The organism is Streptomyces sp. LUP30 (genome assembly GCF_001746365.1).
Classification (GTDB): Bacteria; Actinomycetota; Actinomycetes; order Streptomycetales; family Streptomycetaceae; genus Streptomyces.
The window spans coordinates 50,476-66,677 of sequence record NZ_MJAJ01000053.1; the positions used below are offsets into that span (position 1 = coordinate 50,476).

Annotated in this window: 15 protein-coding genes and 2 tRNA genes; 11 read left to right on the plus strand and 6 right to left on the minus strand. The window is 69.7% G+C overall.

Annotated features, from left to right (window positions below):
- Positions 1-33 precede the first annotated feature (33 nt).
- Positions 34-1,536, minus strand: a complete 1,503-nt coding sequence (locus tag BG482_RS32505; RefSeq protein WP_079142421.1) for an amino acid permease — start codon at positions 1,534-1,536, stop codon at positions 34-36.
- Positions 1,537-1,749: 213 nt separating this feature from the next.
- Here BG482_RS32505 and BG482_RS32510 point away from each other — a divergent pair, with 213 nt between their 5' ends.
- A complete protein-coding gene (locus tag BG482_RS32510; RefSeq protein WP_069772781.1) occupies positions 1,750-2,235 on the plus strand; it encodes a ribose-5-phosphate isomerase in 486 nt (161 codons plus the stop codon).
- Between the two features lie 108 nt (positions 2,236-2,343).
- The gene (locus BG482_RS32515) at positions 2,344-3,150 is read left to right on the plus strand and encodes an Fpg/Nei family DNA glycosylase (protein ID WP_069772782.1); all 807 of its coding nucleotides are present in this window, start codon (positions 2,344-2,346) and stop codon (positions 3,148-3,150) included.
- Between the two features lie 19 nt (positions 3,151-3,169).
- On the opposite strand, the gene BG482_RS32520 is transcribed toward BG482_RS32515, so the two are convergent.
- Positions 3,170-4,411: a GNAT family N-acetyltransferase gene (locus tag BG482_RS32520; protein ID WP_069772783.1), complete on the minus strand. Its 1,242-nt coding sequence runs from the start codon at positions 4,409-4,411 to the stop codon at positions 3,170-3,172.
- 163 nt (positions 4,412-4,574) lie between these two features.
- Between BG482_RS32520 and BG482_RS32525 the strand changes: the two genes are divergently transcribed.
- Positions 4,575-5,759 (plus strand): PP2C family protein-serine/threonine phosphatase, encoded by a 1,185-nt coding sequence (locus tag BG482_RS32525; protein WP_069772784.1) that lies wholly within the window; start codon positions 4,575-4,577, stop codon positions 5,757-5,759.
- A gap of 44 nt (positions 5,760-5,803) precedes the next feature.
- Positions 5,804-6,253 (plus strand): HD domain-containing protein, encoded by a 450-nt coding sequence (locus BG482_RS32530; RefSeq protein WP_069772785.1) that lies wholly within the window; start codon positions 5,804-5,806, stop codon positions 6,251-6,253.
- On the opposite strand, the gene BG482_RS32535 is transcribed toward BG482_RS32530, so the two are convergent.
- Complete coding sequence (locus BG482_RS32535; RefSeq protein ID WP_079142423.1) at positions 6,241-7,533, minus strand: acyltransferase family protein; 1,293 nt, start codon at positions 7,531-7,533, stop codon at positions 6,241-6,243. The genes BG482_RS32530 and BG482_RS32535 overlap by 13 nt on opposite strands.
- 389 nt (positions 7,534-7,922) lie before the next feature.
- On the opposite strand from BG482_RS32535, the gene BG482_RS32540 reads away from it, so the two are divergent.
- Entirely contained in the window at positions 7,923-8,117 is a 195-nt protein-coding gene (locus BG482_RS32540; RefSeq protein ID WP_069772786.1) for a hypothetical protein, read from the plus strand.
- Between the two features lie 486 nt (positions 8,118-8,603).
- Positions 8,604-8,969 carry a hypothetical protein gene (locus BG482_RS32550; RefSeq protein WP_069772788.1) on the plus strand — a complete coding sequence of 122 codons (366 nt, stop codon included), beginning with the start codon at positions 8,604-8,606 and terminating at the stop codon, positions 8,967-8,969.
- 61 nt (positions 8,970-9,030) lie between these two features.
- On the opposite strand, the gene BG482_RS44235 is transcribed toward BG482_RS32550, so the two are convergent.
- Both BG482_RS44235 and BG482_RS32560 read right to left on the minus strand, forming a co-directional pair.
- On the minus strand, positions 9,031-9,435 hold the full coding sequence (locus BG482_RS44235) for a DUF6083 domain-containing protein (protein WP_256096552.1): 405 nt from the start codon (positions 9,433-9,435) through the stop codon (positions 9,031-9,033).
- A 409-nt stretch (positions 9,436-9,844) separates the two neighbouring features.
- A tRNA-Gly gene (locus tag BG482_RS32560) sits at positions 9,845-9,915 on the minus strand.
- A 167-nt stretch (positions 9,916-10,082) separates the two neighbouring features.
- On the opposite strand from BG482_RS32560, the gene BG482_RS32565 reads away from it, so the two are divergent.
- From BG482_RS32565 to clpX, 5 genes are all read left to right on the plus strand, one after another.
- Positions 10,083-10,159: transfer RNA gene (locus BG482_RS32565), tRNA-Pro, on the plus strand.
- A 204-nt stretch (positions 10,160-10,363) separates the two neighbouring features.
- A complete protein-coding gene (tig, locus tag BG482_RS32570) occupies positions 10,364-11,764 on the plus strand; it encodes a trigger factor (protein WP_069772789.1) in 1,401 nt (466 codons plus the stop codon).
- Positions 11,765-12,015: 251 nt separating this feature from the next.
- Positions 12,016-12,621, plus strand: coding sequence for an ATP-dependent Clp protease proteolytic subunit (locus BG482_RS32575; protein ID WP_069772790.1), 606 nt, complete (start codon positions 12,016-12,018; stop codon positions 12,619-12,621).
- Between the two features lie 232 nt (positions 12,622-12,853).
- Positions 12,854-13,534: an ATP-dependent Clp protease proteolytic subunit gene (locus BG482_RS32580; protein ID WP_069772791.1), complete on the plus strand. Its 681-nt coding sequence runs from the start codon at positions 12,854-12,856 to the stop codon at positions 13,532-13,534.
- Between the two features lie 181 nt (positions 13,535-13,715).
- Positions 13,716-15,005: an ATP-dependent Clp protease ATP-binding subunit ClpX gene (gene clpX, locus BG482_RS32585; protein ID WP_069772792.1), complete on the plus strand. Its 1,290-nt coding sequence runs from the start codon at positions 13,716-13,718 to the stop codon at positions 15,003-15,005.
- 81 nt (positions 15,006-15,086) lie between these two features.
- Here the strand turns inward: clpX and BG482_RS32590 are convergent, their stop codons facing one another.
- Positions 15,087-16,076, minus strand: coding sequence for a hypothetical protein (locus BG482_RS32590; protein WP_069772793.1), 990 nt, complete (start codon positions 16,074-16,076; stop codon positions 15,087-15,089).
- Positions 16,077-16,202 lie beyond the last annotated feature (126 nt).

Consider the following 16,202-nt stretch of genomic DNA (forward strand, 5'->3'; position numbering starts at 1 on the left):
ACCCCGAGCCCGAGCCCGGACCCGGACGGGAACTCAGACCTTGGTCTCGGCCTGCGCCTCGGGCCCGGCTTCCGCCTCGGCCGCCGTGACGGTGGAGCCCGGCCTGCCCGGGCGGCGGGAGTCCCACTGCCTCACGAAGGCGACGGCGACCACGACGGCCGCGACGAGGAGCGACAGCAGAACGGTCGTCCGACCGCTGCTCTCGCCCTCGGTGTCGGTCAGCATGTAACCGAGGACGAAGACGATCAGCGCGGCGGTCGCCCACGTCAGATACGGGTACAGCCACATCTTGACGACCAGCTTCTCGGGCGCCTCGGCCTGGATGATCTTCCGCATCCGCAGCTGCGAGAAGCAGATCACCAGCCAGACGAACAGGGCCACGGCCCCGCTGGAGTTCACCAGGAACAGGAAGACGGAGTCGGGGAACCGGTAGTTGAAGAAGACGGCGACGAACCCGAAGACCACGGAGGACACGATCGCCGCGAGCGGAACGCCCCGGCCCGTCGTCCGGGCGAACGCCTTCGGCGCGTCACCCCGCTCACCGAGCGAGAAGGCCATACGGGAAGCCGTGTAGAGGCCGGAGTTGAGACAGGACAGCACCGACGTCAGGACGATGAAGTTCATGATCTGACCGGCGTGCGCGATGCCCAGGGAGTCCAGGGCGGCGACGTACGAGCCCTGGTCCTTGATGGACGGGTCGTTCCAGGGCAGCAGCGTGACGACGATGAAGATCGAGCCGAGGTAGAAGACGCCGATCCGCCAGATGATGCTGTTGGTCGACTTGGTCACGGCCCGCTGCGGGTTCTCGGACTCGCCGGCCGCCAGGGTCGCGATCTCGCTGCCCATGAAGGAGAAGACGACGAGCAGCACACCGGTGAGGATGGCGCCGGGCCCGTGAGGCAGGAAGCCGCCGTGGGCGGTGAGGTTGCTCAGGCCCGCCTTGTCGCTGTCGACGCCGGGCAGCACGCCGAAGACGGCGAGTCCGCCCACGATGATGAACGCCCCGATGGCGACGACCTTGATGCCCGCGAACCAGAACTCGAACTCGCCGTAGGAGCCGACGGAGACGAGGTTGGTGGCCGTCAGCACCACCATCACGATGAGGGCCCACCCCCACTGCGGTACGGCGGGGATCCACCCTTCGAGGATCTTGGCCCCGGCGGTGGCCTCCACCGCGAGCACGACCACCCAGAAGAACCAGTACAGCCAGCCGATGGAGAACCCGGCCCAGCGTCCGAGCGCCCGGTCGGCGTGCGCGGAGAACGAGCCGGAGGTCGGATTGGCCGCGGACATCTCCCCGAGCATGCGCATCACCAGCACCACGAGCGTGCCGACGAGAGCGTAGGACAGCAGAATGCCCGGTCCGGCGGTGGCGATGCCGGAGCTGGATCCGACGAACAGTCCCGCGCCGATGACACCGCCGATGGCGATCATCGACAGATGCCGGTTCTTGAGACCTGCCTGAAGCCCGGAACCGTTTTCTCCGGGAGCTCCAGGGCCGTGTTCGGCCTTGGAGAGGGTCGGCTGCGAAGTCATGGAGAGGGTCTTCCTTTGCGCCGCGTGGGGAATCTGGTGCGTCGTGCGTGGGGGGCTACGAGCCGGTCCAGTGAATCCGAGGTAAATGAATTCGGGAACCTCTGATTCGGAATCGTTACTTGAGGTTTTCCTGAGGTTCCATGGAGTTGTGCAGGCTTTGCGGACGCGGCACCCGGCGCTGCTACCCCGCGCCGCGCGTGTCACACTCATCCCATGCGCGTGTATCTCGGCTCGGACCATGCCGGCTTCGAACTCAAGAATCACCTCGTCGAATGGCTCAGGGCGGCGGGCCACGACCCGGTCGACTGCGGACCGCACATCTACGACGCCCAGGACGACTACCCGCCGTTCTGCCTCCGCGCCGCGGAGCGGACGGCCGCGGACCCCGGGGCCCTCGGCATCGTCATCGGCGGCTCCGGCAACGGCGAGCAGATCGCGGCGAACAAGGTGAAGGGCGTGCGTGCGGCCCTGGCCTGGAGCGAGGAGACCGCGTCCCTCGGCCGCCAGCACAACAACGCCAACGTCGTCGCGGTCGGCTCCCGCATGCACACCCAGGACGAGGCGACCAAGTTCGTCGAGACCTTCCTGGCCACCCCGTTCTCCGAGGACGAGCGGCACATCCGCCGCATCGACATGCTCTCGGCGTACGAGACCACGGGCGACCTCCCGGAGATCCCCGCCCACCACCCCCAGCAGTAACCCGGAATCGGAGCACCGGCCGCCCCGCGCGGCGGCCGGAGCCCGGACGCGGGACCGCCCCGCCCGATACGGTCGGGCGAAACGGGCGGTGAGGAAAGGAACGCGCCGGTGCCAGAAGGGCACACCATCCACCGGCTGGCACAGGACTACGCCCGATTCGCCGGCCGCCCCCTCCAGGTGACCAGCCCCCAGGGCAAGTTCGCCGACGCCGCCGCCCTCCTCACCGGCGGTCCGCTCATCCGCACCGAGGCGCACGGCAAGCACCTCTTCCTCGGCTTCGACGGCGAACGGTGGATCCACATCCACCTCGGCCTCTTCGGCAAGGTCGTCTTCGGCGACGCACCCGCGCCGGCGCCCACCGACACGGTCCGCCTCCGCCTGGCCGGCCCCACCTCCTACGTGGACCTCCGGGGCCCCACCACCTGCGCCCTGATCACGGACGTCGAGAAGCGGGCCGTGCACGCCCGCCTCGGCCCGGACCCGCTGCGCGCCGACGCCGACCCGCGGCTCGCCTACGCCCGCGTCTCCCGCAGCCGTACGACGATCGCCGCGCTCCTCATGGACCAGAAGGTCATCGCGGGCGTGGGGAACGTCTACCGCGCCGAGGTCCTCTTCCGGCACGGCATCGACCCCTACCGGGCGGGCCGGACCGTCACGCCCGCCGAGTGGGACGCGATCTGGACCGACCTCGTCGCCCTCATGCGCGACGGCGTCCGCCACAACCGCATCGACACGGTCCGCCCCCAGCACACCCCGGAGGCGATGGGCCGCGCGCCCCGCGTCGACGACCACGGCGGCGAGGTGTACGTCTACCGCCGCACCCACCAGCCGTGCCATCTCTGCGGCGACGCCGTCCGCACCGCCGACCTGGCCGCCCGCAACCTCTTCTGGTGCCCCACCTGCCAGAAGAGCTGAACCGGCCGGAGAAGACCGCCTAGAACCCGTGCGGCAGCCAGGGTGCCGACGCCGACCCGAACGCCACCGCCGCCTCCGCCAGCGCGCCCTGCCGCAGCTCGCGCACCAGGCCGGCCTCCGCCAGCGAGGCGAGGCTCACCCCGCCGAGGTACGCCGCCCCCAACTCCCGCACCGAGAGCGCGAGATCGGGGGAGTCCGTGGTGGGCGCGCAGACCGCGCCCTTGGCGTCCCCGCTCAGCCGCCAACGGCCCGCGTTCCAGGGGCAGAAGGCGTCCTCCACGTCCAGCACGACGTCCACCGGCGCCTGATACGTGCGCGCCCCCAGCGCCGCGCCGACGTCCACCAGCCGGACGTACAACGAGTCCCGCACCCGCAGTTCGCACCGCCGGACGTCGGAGACGAGATGCAGCCACGCCTCGTCCACGGGCCGCCCCCGCAGCCTCAGCGAGGCGGTGAGGTCGATCCCGAACAGGAACCGCCACAGCGCCGCCTGGGAGAGGGCGTCCACCCCGGCCAGGTCCTGCAGCTGCACCTGCCCGTCGGGCCCGCTGTCCGTCCACCGCGGCAGCACCCGGAAACGGGCGTACCCGGTGACCTCGCCGTCGCGCTCGGCGAGCACGCACTGCAGCGGCGACGCCCCGGCCCGCTCGCTCTCCGGGTCGAGCAGCCCCAGCCGCTCCCAGCCGGGCCGCCGCGCCAGCATCCCGGGCCGGCCGGGCACCGTCCGCGCGTACACCCCCTCGCACGCCGCGAGTTCGGCGCCGGGGTCGGCGTACCGCATCCGTACGTCGTCCGTGCCGGCCGGGACGGACAGCCGCACCCGGCCGGTGTCGATCTCGGCGTTCAGCCCGAAGCTCGCCGTGGCGTACCCGAACCGGCCGTAGATCGCCGGCTCGGACGCGGTGAGCGCCGCCAGCGGCTCACCCCACGCGCGCACGTCGTCCAGCAGCCGGCGCATCATCGACGTCAGCATCCCGCGCCGCCGGTGCGTCGCGCTCACGGAGACCATCGTCACACCCGCCGTCGGCACCGAGGCCCCGCCCGGCACGGTCAGCCGGAAGTCGTACGCCCCCGCCGTCCCCACGCAACGGTCGCCGTCCCACACGCCCAGAGACCGTTCGTACGGGGTGAGCTCCCTGAAAAGCTCCCGCTCCTCGGCCGCTTCCCCGACCCCGCCGAAGGCCCGAAGGAGAGCGTCGTACCACTCGTCCCATTCATCCCGTCGCAGGCCCCGCATCCGCCCAGCCGCCTCGCTCGTCATGGGCTCATGCCTAGCAGCCCGATGCGGGACGAGCCAGGGAATTTCGCCCACCTGGCGGCGCGAGCGCTTTCCGTGAAGTTCACTGTGAAGTTGAGCCTCGGAGGGGGGACAAGTGGGACCTCCCGTGCCAAGCGACGGGTTCGATGGATAGGGTCCCGAACTAATGGCAGCAGGACGACAGCGGCGCGCGGAAGCCGAGACGTTGACGGCCCGGATGAAGCACTTGTTGCACCGGGTCCGCACCGGCCTGCGCAGAAGCGCCGTGGACTACTTCCGCGGCGACGGCTCGGACTGGATCGCGCTGGCCTTCCTGCTGCTCACCGTGCCGCTGATCGCCCTCACGACGCTCGCCAACTCGGTGTGGTGCTCCCCGGCCGCCCTCGTCCTGCCGATCGTCGCCGGCGGCCTTCTGCTGCGTCCGTCGAGCCTGCTCGGCCTGTACGCGGCGGCGGCCAGCGCGCTCATCGTGGAGTCGGTGCGACTGGGCCCCTACACCGAAGGTCCGTCCCGGGTCACGCCCGGAGTGGTGCTCGTGGTGGCCGCATGCGGTTTCTTCGGCCTCCTCATCGCCCAGTTCCGCAGCCGGGTCGGCGTGCCCTGGCGGCGCGGCGGCACCATGCTCTTCGACCTGCGCGAACGCATCCGCGTGCAGAGCAAGCTGCCGGGCCTGCCGACCGGCTGGCACCGCGAGATGGCGCTCAGGCCCGCGGGCGGCCAGTCCTTCTCCGGGGACTTCGTCGTCGCGGCCCGCACCAACGGCGGCCGCACCCTGGAAGTCGTCCTCACGGACGTCTCCGGCAAGGGCATGGACGCCGGCTCACGCGCGCTCCTGCTGTCCGGCGCCTTCGGCGGCCTGCTCGGCTCGCTGCCCCCGCACGCCTTCCTCCCCGCCGCCAACGGCTATCTGCTCCGGCAGGACTGGGACGAGGGCTTCGCGACCTCCATCCACCTCGTCCTCGACCTCGACTCCGGCGACTACGAGCTCTACTCGGCCGGCCACCCGCCGGGCCTCCAGCTCAGCGCGGGCAGCGGCCGCTGGGAGGAGAAGGCCGCCGAAGGCCCCCTGCTCGGGGTGTACGACGGCGCCCAGTTCGACCCGGTGAAGGGCTCGCTGCGCCCCGGAGACGTGCTGATGCTCTTCACCGACGGCCTGGTGGAGACGTCCGACCGGGACATCGTCGAGGGCATCGACCGTCTCACCGGCGAGGCCGACCGCTACGTCGCCGGCGGCTTCCAGGGCGCCGCCTGGCACCTGATCGAGGCCGTGGCGAAGGACGTCAACGACGACCGGGCCCTGCTGCTGATCTGCCGCGAGGGCCCGACAGCCGCGTCGGCGCCGCTGTCCTGAGCCCGGCCGATCCGGCCCGAGCCCTGTCCGAGGGGGACCCCGCCATGCTCACCCTGCCCGAGATCGAGACCCTGGCCCGCACCGCCCACGCGGGGCAGACCGACAAGGCGGGCCGGCCCTACGCCGAACACCTCCGGGCGGTCGCGGAGGGCGTCCGCGCGCGGGGCGGCGACGCCGACCAGATCGCGGCCGCCTGGCTGCACGACGCCGTCGAGGACGACGCCCTGTCCGAGGCCTGGCTGACGGCAGCCGACCTGAGCGACCGCACGAAGGCGGTCGTCCTGGCGGTCACCAAGCGGGCGGGGGAGACGCCCGAGGCGTACGCGGCCCGCATTCTGGCCACGCCGGGCGCACTGCTGGTGAAGGAGGCGGATCTGGCGCACAACGCGGACCCGGCGCGCCTGGCAGCCCTGGATGCGCCCACCCGCACGCGGCTGACCGAGAAGTACGCACGGATGCGCGCACTGCTCGGCCTCACGGATCAGCGTTCCTGAACCCCGACCCGCTCGCGCCGCTCCGCCTCCGCCTCCCGCGTCCGCCCCTGCCACTGCTCCTGCTGGTCCTGACCCGACTGTCGCCGGGCTCGTTCGCGGGCGAGTTCGGCGGCGTCGGGCTTGAAGGCCCACGCCATCTTCGGCTCCATCACGAACCGGAAGACACGCCGTACGGGCGGGGTGCACAGCAGGGTGACGGCCACGGCCACAGCGATGCTGACGGCGACCACACCCAGCGGCCGGTGCAGCGCGGGCTGGTCGAACACGCCCCGGTAGTCGGCGCCCTTGATCAGGAAGCCGTGCAGCAGATAGCCGTAGAGCGTTCCCGCGCCGAGCGCGGTGAACCACATCGTGCGGCCCGGCACCCAGGAGAAGAAGCAGACCGTCAGCAGCAGCGAGCAGCCGAACAGCGCGAGCTGCATGACGGGTCCGGCCCACCAGGGAGCGCCCAACTCCTGCGCGGAGTCGCGGTGGTAGAGCCAGCCGCCGTTCATCCGGGGCACCGCCCACCAGGTGAAGGCCAGCGCCAGCGCGAACACGGGCACGGCCGCGATCCGCACCGAGCGGCGGCGCACCAGCCGGAAGTGGCGGGGTTCGAGGCACAGCCCCAGCACGAAGAACGGCAGGAACTGCAGAACCCGCTGCAGGTCGAGGTCGTCGCCGATGGCCGGGGTGACGGAGGCCAGCATGGCGACGCCCAGCGCGAGGGGCAGTGGATGGCGGACGAGCTTCCAGACGGGGGTGGTGAGCCGCCAGATGAACAGCGCGCACAGGAACCAGGTCAGGTACCAGGGGTCGAGAAGGCTGATGTCCTGGGTCGGGAGGTGATCGACGTAACGGCGGAAGACCGGATAGGCGGTCTCGAAGACGACGTACGGCACCGCGACGCCCGTGATCAGCCGCTTCAGCCGCTCGGGGCTCCCGTCGAAGCTCCGCGAGAAGAACCCGGAGATGACGATGAACGCCGGCATGTGGAAGGTGTACACGAGCATGTACGCCGCCTGCAGCGCCCGGCTGTCGCCCTTGAGGGGCTCCCAGGCGTGACCCAGCGCCACCAGCACGATCGCCAGGTACTTGGCGTTGTCGAAGAACGCGTCACGCTGCGCGCCGGGCCGCGGGGACGGCCGCTCGGCCGGTCTGTCCTCGGGGCGGCCGGAGCCGGACCCGCCGGGGGCCCGGTCATGGTGATCGTCCTGTCGACCGTCGTGCTGATCGTGCTGATCGTTCTGGTTCTGGGGCGAGCGGGAGCTCGGAACGAGAGACGAGGCGGCGTGGAACATTCGATGCACCCTAGCCTCGTGCCCGCGTATTCGTAAAACACGCCAGGTCATTCCTTGTTATTCACCTCCCGGACGTGTGATCGATCGGCACCGGTAACCTCTGACCGACCGTGATGTCACGATTCATACCGACTAAAAGGTGCATAACGCCGGTTGTGGGGCCGTAGTTGACGCGGCACCGGTCATTATTCGAATTACCTGCGCACACGTTGTGTGGATGCGGAAACCAACCGCCCCAATTCCTGTGCGGACAGGGCCCCGAATTGCCGCGTGGAGCGCCCGGGGCCGGGGACGGCGTCGCAATGATGCGTCACGGGCCGCATAGGGAGGCCGGGTTGGTGGCACGATGGTCTCGGGAGTGCGGACCGACCGAGGGCGTGTGATCAGTTGTGGCCATTTCACTGTCAGTGGTGCTGCTGTTGGCGATCATCCTGGTCGTGCTGATCCGAGGAGGGTCGATCAAGGCGGGGCCGGCCATCGTCGCCATCCTGTTCGGCTTCTTCCTGGCCTCGACCGGCATGGCCCCGTCGATCAACCGTTTCCTCAACTCCCTCGCCGACACGATCAACTCGATCAACTTCTGAGGCGGCCTCGTGCGCCCGGGTGCGACGAGGGGGTGAGGGGTGACCGACTGGAGCGTCGCCGACTGCTCGGAGACCTGGGTCGGTTCGTCCGCCGACCCGTCCGCCGGTTCGCCTTCCGCCTCGCCCGTCGGCCTGTCGGGGGAGATCGGTCGCGCGCTGCCGCCGATCGCCACGAAACGGCCCGACACGAGGGCGAAGCGCACGGATCGCTCCACGCCCTCCCGCCCGGCCGGAGGTCCGAGGACGAGCCCGAAGGCGAGACCCGTCACCGCGATCAGGATCACCGGACCTGCCGGCCTGCGCACCCGTACTCCGTCCTCCCGCGATCCAGGACGAGCATGGCAGGTTCCACGGGCGCGCGACGCCCGCGACCAGAAGGCATGAAGGTTTTCTGGGCTCGACCCGAGCGTCACGCGGGAAGTATCTGAGCCTTGCATGACAAGGCCCTAGGCTGGTCATCGGCAGGACACGGGGAAGGGGCGGTCGATGGACTGGTTCTGGTGGGTTTTGATCATCTTCTGGACGGGCGGCTTCGCGTGGGTGGCCGACAACGTCCGCACCGCGCTGCGTAATCGGCATGAGCGCAAGCTGCAGCTGTTGGAGGCGGCGAAGCAGGAGCGCCTGGCCCTCGAAGCGGCGCACAAGTCGCCGGAGCCGGTGTGCGGTTGCACGCACCATCTCGCCAAGCACGACAAGCAGGGCCGGTGCCATGAGCGCGTCGAGGTGCCGACGGCCTGGGACGAGAACAAGAAGCCGCTGCGTTTCGAGGCCGGCCAGTGCAACTGCCAGCAGTACGTGGGACCGCAGCCCCTGTCGCAGGTGTTCGCGGAGGAGCTGACGGACCGCGCCTGAGCGTGCCGACGGCGCAGCGCGGGCGGTAGCGGTGCGGGGGAGCGGACGCGGCTGACGTGATCTACGGCTCGCCCCACTCGGGGACGCACATCATGCGGTGAGCCGGCACGACGGGCTCGCTCGGCAGCGGATCGATTCCACGGACCCGTACGGCCACGATGTCCGTGGGGACGGGGGATCGGCCCGGAAGCCTCGTCAGACGCCATCTGAAGGCCTCTGGGACGTCCTTGGCGGGCAACTCCATCATGGCGAGGCTCACCCACCGGTCGTAGTTGGTGGGATATACGCGGACCGATGCGCCGCATTCGTGGCACATCAGTGGCCCGATCCATGCCACGTCGTCGGGTTCGGGATCCGGTCTCGGCGCGGCTGTGGCCCCGTCGGCTTCGGCCATCTCGTTGGCGAAGGTGTTCCAGCACCTCTCGCAGTAGCTCGCCATGAGGCCGAACCGCCCGCGCTCACGCACGGTGTGGTCCGTCCCCCCGCAGCGATGGCATGCCAACTGGTCACGATCCCGAATCGCCCCCATGTGTTTGAGTGTGAGCGAATCTGACGGGATCCCAGTAGGTCGCGATTTGGCCTCGTCCGGCGATCACGTGCGCACGGTCGTCGGTGGGCGGCGTCGGTCGGCTGTGGTCCAAGCCGTGCAGCGATGCCGGGAGCCGACCCCGGTGAGCGGTCGCGTCGCCAAGGGTCGGAAGAAGAAGCCGAAGCCGAAGCCGGAACCGAAGCCGATGGAAAAGAAAGATCCGAAGCCCAAGAGGTACGCGGGGGACGCCCGGGGACGCGGGGGCCGTGCCGGACTGAACACGGCGCCGGAAAAGGATAAGGGCCGGGCGGAGAATTCACTCTCCGCCCGGCCCTGAGCCGTACAGAGCGGGCGACGGGAATCGAACCCGCGTAGCTAGTTTGGAAGACTAGTGCTCTACCATTGAGCTACGCCCGCACACACCGCGCCGCAGGTCAGTGGACCGCGGCACTGCAGGCATCGTAGCGGGTCGGCGGCCTGTGTCGCACACCGCCTTTTCCCGCCCCCGTCGCGCACCGCCCGAAGGCTCGGTGAATGCGGCGGTCAGAGGGCCTGCGGGCATGTAGCCTACGTGTCGCACCAGACGGGGTGTGGCGCAGCTTGGTAGCGCGTCCGCTTTGGGAGCGGAAGGCCGTGGGTTCAAATCCCGCCACCCCGACCATCGGCCGCGGTCGTCGCCGACCGTCACCGGCCACCTGTGCGGTCACCTCGCTTGATCGCCTTTGGGGCGTGTCGTCGCTGCCGTTACTATGCAAGCTGCACGCCCGTGCGTCCTCGTTCTCCGAAGTCCTCCGGGCGGCGAATCCATCGGAGCCGGTCTGGCTCCGGTAGAAACCAAGAAGTCAGCCCCCAAGGAGACCGAACCGTGAAGAGCGCCGTGGAGACCCTGAACCCGACCCGGGTTCGGCTCAGCATCGAGGTGCCCTTCGAGGAGCTCAAGGACAGCCTCGACGCGGCGTACAAGAAGATCAACCAGCAGGTCACGGTGAAGGGCTTCCGCAAGGGCAAGATCCCCGCCCGGGTCATCGACCAGCGCTTCGGCCGTGGCGCCGTGCTGGAGGAGGCCGTCAACGACGCGCTGCCGAAGTTCTACACGGAGGCGGTCAACGAGGCGGAGATCGACGTCCTCGGCCAGCCCGAGGTCGACATCACGGAGCTGAAGGACGGCGAGACGCTGAACTTCACCGCCGAGGTCGACGTGCGTCCCGCCCTGGAGCTCCCCGAGGACTTCTCCTCCATCGAGGTCGAGGTCGACGCCGTCGAGGTCACCGAAGAAGACATCGACAAGTCGGTCGAGCAGCTCCGCGAGCGCTTCGCCTCGACCTCCCCGGTCGAGCGCGCCGCCGAGGACGGCGACGTCGTGACGGTGGACCTGGAGGCCAAGGTCGACGGCGAAATCCTGGAGGACGGCGTCGCGAGCGGCGTCTCCTACACCATCGGCTCCGGTGAGCTGCTGGACGGCATCGACGAGGCCGTCAAGGGCCTGGAGGCCGGTGGCGAGACCACCTTCACCTCCGAGCTGAAGGGCGGCTCCGCGGCCGGCAAGGAGGCCGAGGTCACCGTCAAGGTCACCCAGGTCGCCGCCCGTGAGCTCCCCGAGCTGGACGACGAGTTCGCGCAGCTCGCCTCCGAGTTCGACACCCTCGACGAGCTGAAGGCCGACAGCCGCAAGCGCCTCGAGAACATGAAGCAGTACGACCAGGCCACGCAGGCCCAGGAGCGCGTCCTGGAGAAGCTGCTGGAGCTCGTCGAGGTGCCCGTCCCCGAGAAGCTCCTCGAGGACGAGGTCAACACCCGCAAGCACAACCTGGAGCACCACCAGCTCGGCCAGATGGGCCTCGACCTCGACAAGTACCTGGAGATCCAGGGCAAGACCGCCGAGGAGTTCGAGACCGAGACCCGTGAGGCCGCGGTCAAGGGCATCAAGACCCAGTTCGTGCTCGACGAGCTCGTCAAGCGCGAGAAGCTGAACGTCAACCAGGAGGAGCTCACCGAGCACCTCATGCGCCGTGCCGCCTCCTCCGGCATGTCCCCCGACCAGTTCGCCCAGGCGGTCGTCGAGGGCGGTCAGGTCCCGCTGCTGGTCGGCGAGGTCGCCCGCGGCAAGGCGCTGGCCACGGTCGTCGAGTCCGCCACGGTGAAGGACACCAACGGCGAGGTCATCGACCTGGACGACGAGGACGACGAGAGCACGGAGCCCGCGGAGGCCGCCGCCGAGGCGGAGACCTCCGAGACGGAGTCCTCCGAGGAGAAGACCGAGAGCTGAAGGGCCTCGCGTCGCCTCTGACGCAGAGCACGAGGGGCCCCGGAGCGGCGATCGCTCCGGGGCCCCTCCGTCGTCCGCGCCCCCGGGCGACTACGCCCCCGGCGAACACTCTCCTCTCCGGGATTCCCCGACGGGACCCGCGCGTTAGGGTCCATGAGTACGAGGGCAGGGGAGTCCCCGAGCCCCAGGCAGTACACGTGAGACGGCCCGGCGCCGTCGTAAGACGAGCAGGTGGATACGTGACGAATCTGATGCCCTCCGCCGCCGGCGAGCCTTCCATCGGTGGCCTCGGCGACCAGGTCTACAACCGGCTGCTCGGCGAGCGGATCATCTTCCTCGGCCAGGCGGTCGACGACGACATCGCCAACAAGATCACCGCACAGTTGCTGCTCCTTGCCGCCGACCCGGACAAGGACATCTACCTCTACATCAACAGCCCCGGCGGCTCCATCACGGCCGGCATGGCGATCTACGACACCATGCAGTTCATCAAGAACGACGTGGTGACCATCGCCATGGGCCTGGCCGCCTCCATGGGCCAGTTCCTGCTCAGCGCGGGCACCCCCGGCAAGCGCTTCGCGCTGCCGAACGCCGAGATCCTGATCCACCAGCCCTCCGCGGGCCTGGCCGGGTCGGCCTCGGACATCAAGATCCACGCCGAGCGGCTGCTGCACACCAAGAAGCGCATGGCGGAGCTGACCTCGCAGCACACCGGCCAGTCGGTCGAGCAGATCACCCGCGACTCGGACCGCGACCGGTGGTTCGACGCGTTCGAGGCCAAGGAGTACGGCCTCATCGACGACGTCATCCCGACGGCCGCCGGCATGCCGGGCGGCGGCGGTACCGGGGCGGCCTGAGGGTCACCCCTGACGGCGGCAGGGCCGCCCAGGGCGCTCCCCGGAGCTCCCTGAGCCCCTGACCCCTTCCGGCGCCCCAGAAGTCCGCTGAGGCCTCCCGGAGGCCCAGGAAGCCCCCCGGGGCTCCCGGGCCACCCGGAGCCTCCCAGCGGGCGCCGGGGGCCCCGGAAGCCGTCGGAGCCCCTCTCCAGCCCCTCCAGCCACCGCCCCAGCCCCCTTTTCAGGAGACACCGTGAACGACTTCCCCGGCAGCGGCATCTACGCCCGCACCGAGGCCGAATACACCGGACCCCGCGCCGAGTCCCGCTACGTCATCCCGCGCTTCGTCGAGCGCACCTCCCAGGGCATCCGCGAGTACGACCCGTACGCGAAGCTGTTCGAGGAGCGCGTGATCTTCCTCGGCGTGCAGATCGACGACGCCTCCGCCAACGACGTCATGGCGCAGCTGCTGTGCCTGGAGTCGATGGACCCCGACCGGGACATCTCGGTCTACATCAACAGCCCCGGCGGCTCCTTCACGGCGCTGACCGCGATCTACGACACCATGCAGTTCGTGAAGCCCGACATCCAGACGGTCTGCATGGGCCAGGCGGCCTCCGCCGCCGCGATCCTGCTGGCCGCCGGCACGCCGGGCAAGCGGATGGCGCTGCCGAACGCGCGCGTGCTGATCCACCAGCCGTACAGTGAGACCGGCCGCGGTCAGGTCTCCGACCTGGAGATCGCCGCCAACGAGATCCTCCGGATGCGCGCGCAGCTGGAGGACATGCTGGCCAAGCACTCGACCACGCCGATCGAGAAGATCCGCGAGGACATCGAGCGCGACAAGATCCTCACGGCCGAGGACGCGCTGTCGTACGGCCTGATCGACCAGATCATCTCCACCCGGAAGATGAACAACGAGTCTCTGCGTTGACGTTCGGAGTCGTCCCGTTCGGGCCCCCTCGGCACGGTGTGACACGGTCCACGTCGCAGTGAACCGTGCCAAGGGGGGCCCGAACGGGGGGCCAGGCAAGGTACCGTCGGAATAAGGCAGCACCAGGAGCCGCTGGATTCGTAAGCGTCCAGTCGTCTCCCAGGCGAAGGGGAAGCACACCGTGGCACGCATCGGTGACGGCGGCGATCTGCTCAAGTGCTCGTTCTGCGGCAAGAGCCAGAAGCAGGTCAAGAAGCTCATCGCAGGGCCCGGTGTGTACATCTGCGACGAGTGCATCGACCTCTGCAACGAGATCATCGAGGAAGAACTCGCGGAGACGAGCGAGGTCCGCTGGGAGGAACTCCCCAAGCCGCGCGAGATCTACGAGTTCCTCGAGGGCTACGTGGTGGGCCAGGAGCCCGCCAAGAAGGCTCTGTCGGTCGCGGTGTACAACCACTACAAGCGCGTCCAGGCCGGTGAGAACGGCGGAGCCCAAAGCCGCGAGGACGCCATCGAGTTGGCGAAGTCCAACATCCTCCTGCTCGGCCCCACGGGCTCGGGCAAGACGCTGCTCGCGCAGACCCTGGCGCGCATGCTGAACGTCCCGTTCGCGATCGCCGACGCCACGGCCCTCACCGAGGCCGGTTACGTCGGCGAGGACGTCGAGAACATCCTGCTGAAGCTGATCCAGGCCGCCGACTACGACGTCAAGAAGGCCGAGACCGGGATCATCTACATCGACGAGATCGACAAGGTCGCGAGGAAGAGCGAGAACCCCTCCATCACGCGCGACGTGTCGGGCGAGGGCGTCCAGCAGGCGCTGCTGAAGATCCTGGAGGGCACCACCGCCTCGGTCCCGCCGCAGGGCGGCCGCAAGCACCCGCACCAGGAGTTCATCCAGATCGACACCACCAACGTGCTGTTCATCGTGGGCGGCGCGTTCTCGGGGCTGGAGAAGATCATCGAGACCCGGGCCGGCGCCAAGGGCATCGGCTTCGGCGCGACGATCCGCTCCAAGCGCGAGCTGGAGTCCAAGGACCAGTTCGAGGCCGTCATGCCCGAGGACCTGGTCAAGTTCGGCATGATCCCGGAGTTCATCGGCCGTCTGCCGGTCATCACCTCGGTCCACAACCTGGACCGCGAGGCGCTCCTGCAGATCCTGATCGAGCCGCGCAACGCGCTCGTCAAGCAGTACCAGCGGCTCTTCGAACTCGACGGCGTGGAGCTGGACTTCGAGCGCGAGGCCCTGGAGGCCATCGCCGACCAGGCCATCCTCCGCCAGACCGGCGCCCGCGGCCTGCGCGCCATCATGGAGGAGGTCCTCCAGGCGGTGATGTACGAGGTCCCGTCGCGCAAGGACGTGGCACGCGTCGTCATCACGGCGGACGTGGTGCTCTCCAACGTCAACCCGACCCTGATCCCCCGCGACGCCCGCGGCGGCCGCGGGCCGGGCGAGGCGAAGACCGCCTAGGCGGCATCCGTACGAGGAAGGGCCCCGGTCATCCCCGACCGGGGCCCTTCCTCGTACGGCCGATGCACGCGGGCCGCCGCGTCACACCCCGACGCGGATCTGGTCGCGCAGCTTCGTGGTGATGTCGATCGCGACGTCCTTGGTGACGCCCTTCGTGGCGTCGCCCGGCGACACCATGGCGATGGTGCTGTAGTCCGCCCAGGCGCAGAACCAGTCGGTCTTCTCCTGCTTGGTGACCGCGTTCTTCCCCTTGGCCGCCTGGCACTTCATGACCGCGCCGTCCAGGTCGGCCTTCTCGGGCTCGCCCACCAGCTCGCCCTTCTCGGCGCCGGCGGAGCCGGAAGAGCTCGCCTCGGACGACTTCTTGAAGTTGGCGAAGAACAGGTCCAGCGTCTTCTGCGGGTCGGCGATCGTGCCGTAGGCGCCGGCGAAGGTGATGGTCTTGGAGGTGGCCAGCTCGGACGCGTCGGGCGCGGTGCTCGGGTCGGCCGGGTCGTATCCGCTCAGGTCCGCCGTCGTGTAGACGCCGATCACGGACTTGCCGTCCTGGACACCGGTCTTGGCCAGGTCGGCGGCCGAGTCCTTGCCGGCGCTCGCACCGTCGTTCGAGACCCGGTTGTAGTCGGTGAGGGCGGTCCCCGGGGTGGTCAGCTTGTGCGCGCCGTCGTCCTTGAGACCGCCGGCGCCGCCGCCTCCGCCGATCACGAAGTACGCGCCCACGCCGATCGCGGCGACGACAGCGACCGCGCCGACGACGATGCCGGCCGTCTTCTTGCCGCGGCCGCCCGCCGGCGGCTGCGGGACGCCGTAGGGAGGCTGGCCGTAGGGCGGCTGCTGACCGTACGGGGGCTGGCCGTACGGCGGCTGCTGCCCGTAGGGCGGGGTCTGCGGGGGCACGCCCTGCGGGGGCTGCGCCGGGTAGCCGTAGCCGGGCTGCGGGGCGGGAGGCTGCTGGGGGTAGCCGTAGCCGGGCTGCGGCGCCTGCGGCGGCTGACCGTACGGACCGGGCTGCCCGTACGGTCCGGGCTGCTGGGGCTGCCCGCCGTACGGGCCCGGCTGGTTGTGACTCATTCCTGGGTTCCCCTCCAGATGCTTATGCGTTTTTCACATCCTGGCTCAAAGCCCACACCTGCACGGCGGCGGGGGCCCCACCGTTACAGAGGAAACACGTTTCGGGACCGCGCGGTGACACCCCTA

Bases quoted from the DNA above. Each gene is read 5' to 3' on its own strand.
- BG482_RS32535 (WP_079142423.1), bottom strand. From the start codon at position 7,533: ATGTTCCACGCCGCCTCGTCTCTCGTTCCGAGCTCCCGCTCGCCCCAG.
- BG482_RS32520 (WP_069772783.1), bottom strand. From the start codon at position 4,411: ATGACGAGCGAGGCGGCTGGGCGGATGCGGGGCCTGCGACGGGATGAA.
- BG482_RS32575 (WP_069772790.1), top strand. From the start codon at position 12,016: ATGCCCTCCGCCGCCGGCGAGCCTTCCATCGGTGGCCTCGGCGACCAG.
- BG482_RS32530 (WP_069772785.1), top strand. From the start codon at position 5,804: ATGCTCACCCTGCCCGAGATCGAGACCCTGGCCCGCACCGCCCACGCG.
- BG482_RS32550 (WP_069772788.1), top strand. From the start codon at position 8,604: ATGGACTGGTTCTGGTGGGTTTTGATCATCTTCTGGACGGGCGGCTTC.
- BG482_RS32505 (WP_079142421.1), bottom strand. From the start codon at position 1,536: ATGACTTCGCAGCCGACCCTCTCCAAGGCCGAACACGGCCCTGGAGCT.
- BG482_RS32525 (WP_069772784.1), top strand. From the start codon at position 4,575: ATGGCAGCAGGACGACAGCGGCGCGCGGAAGCCGAGACGTTGACGGCC.
- BG482_RS32590 (WP_069772793.1), bottom strand. From the start codon at position 16,076: ATGAGTCACAACCAGCCGGGCCCGTACGGCGGGCAGCCCCAGCAGCCC.
- BG482_RS32510 (WP_069772781.1), top strand. From the start codon at position 1,750: ATGCGCGTGTATCTCGGCTCGGACCATGCCGGCTTCGAACTCAAGAAT.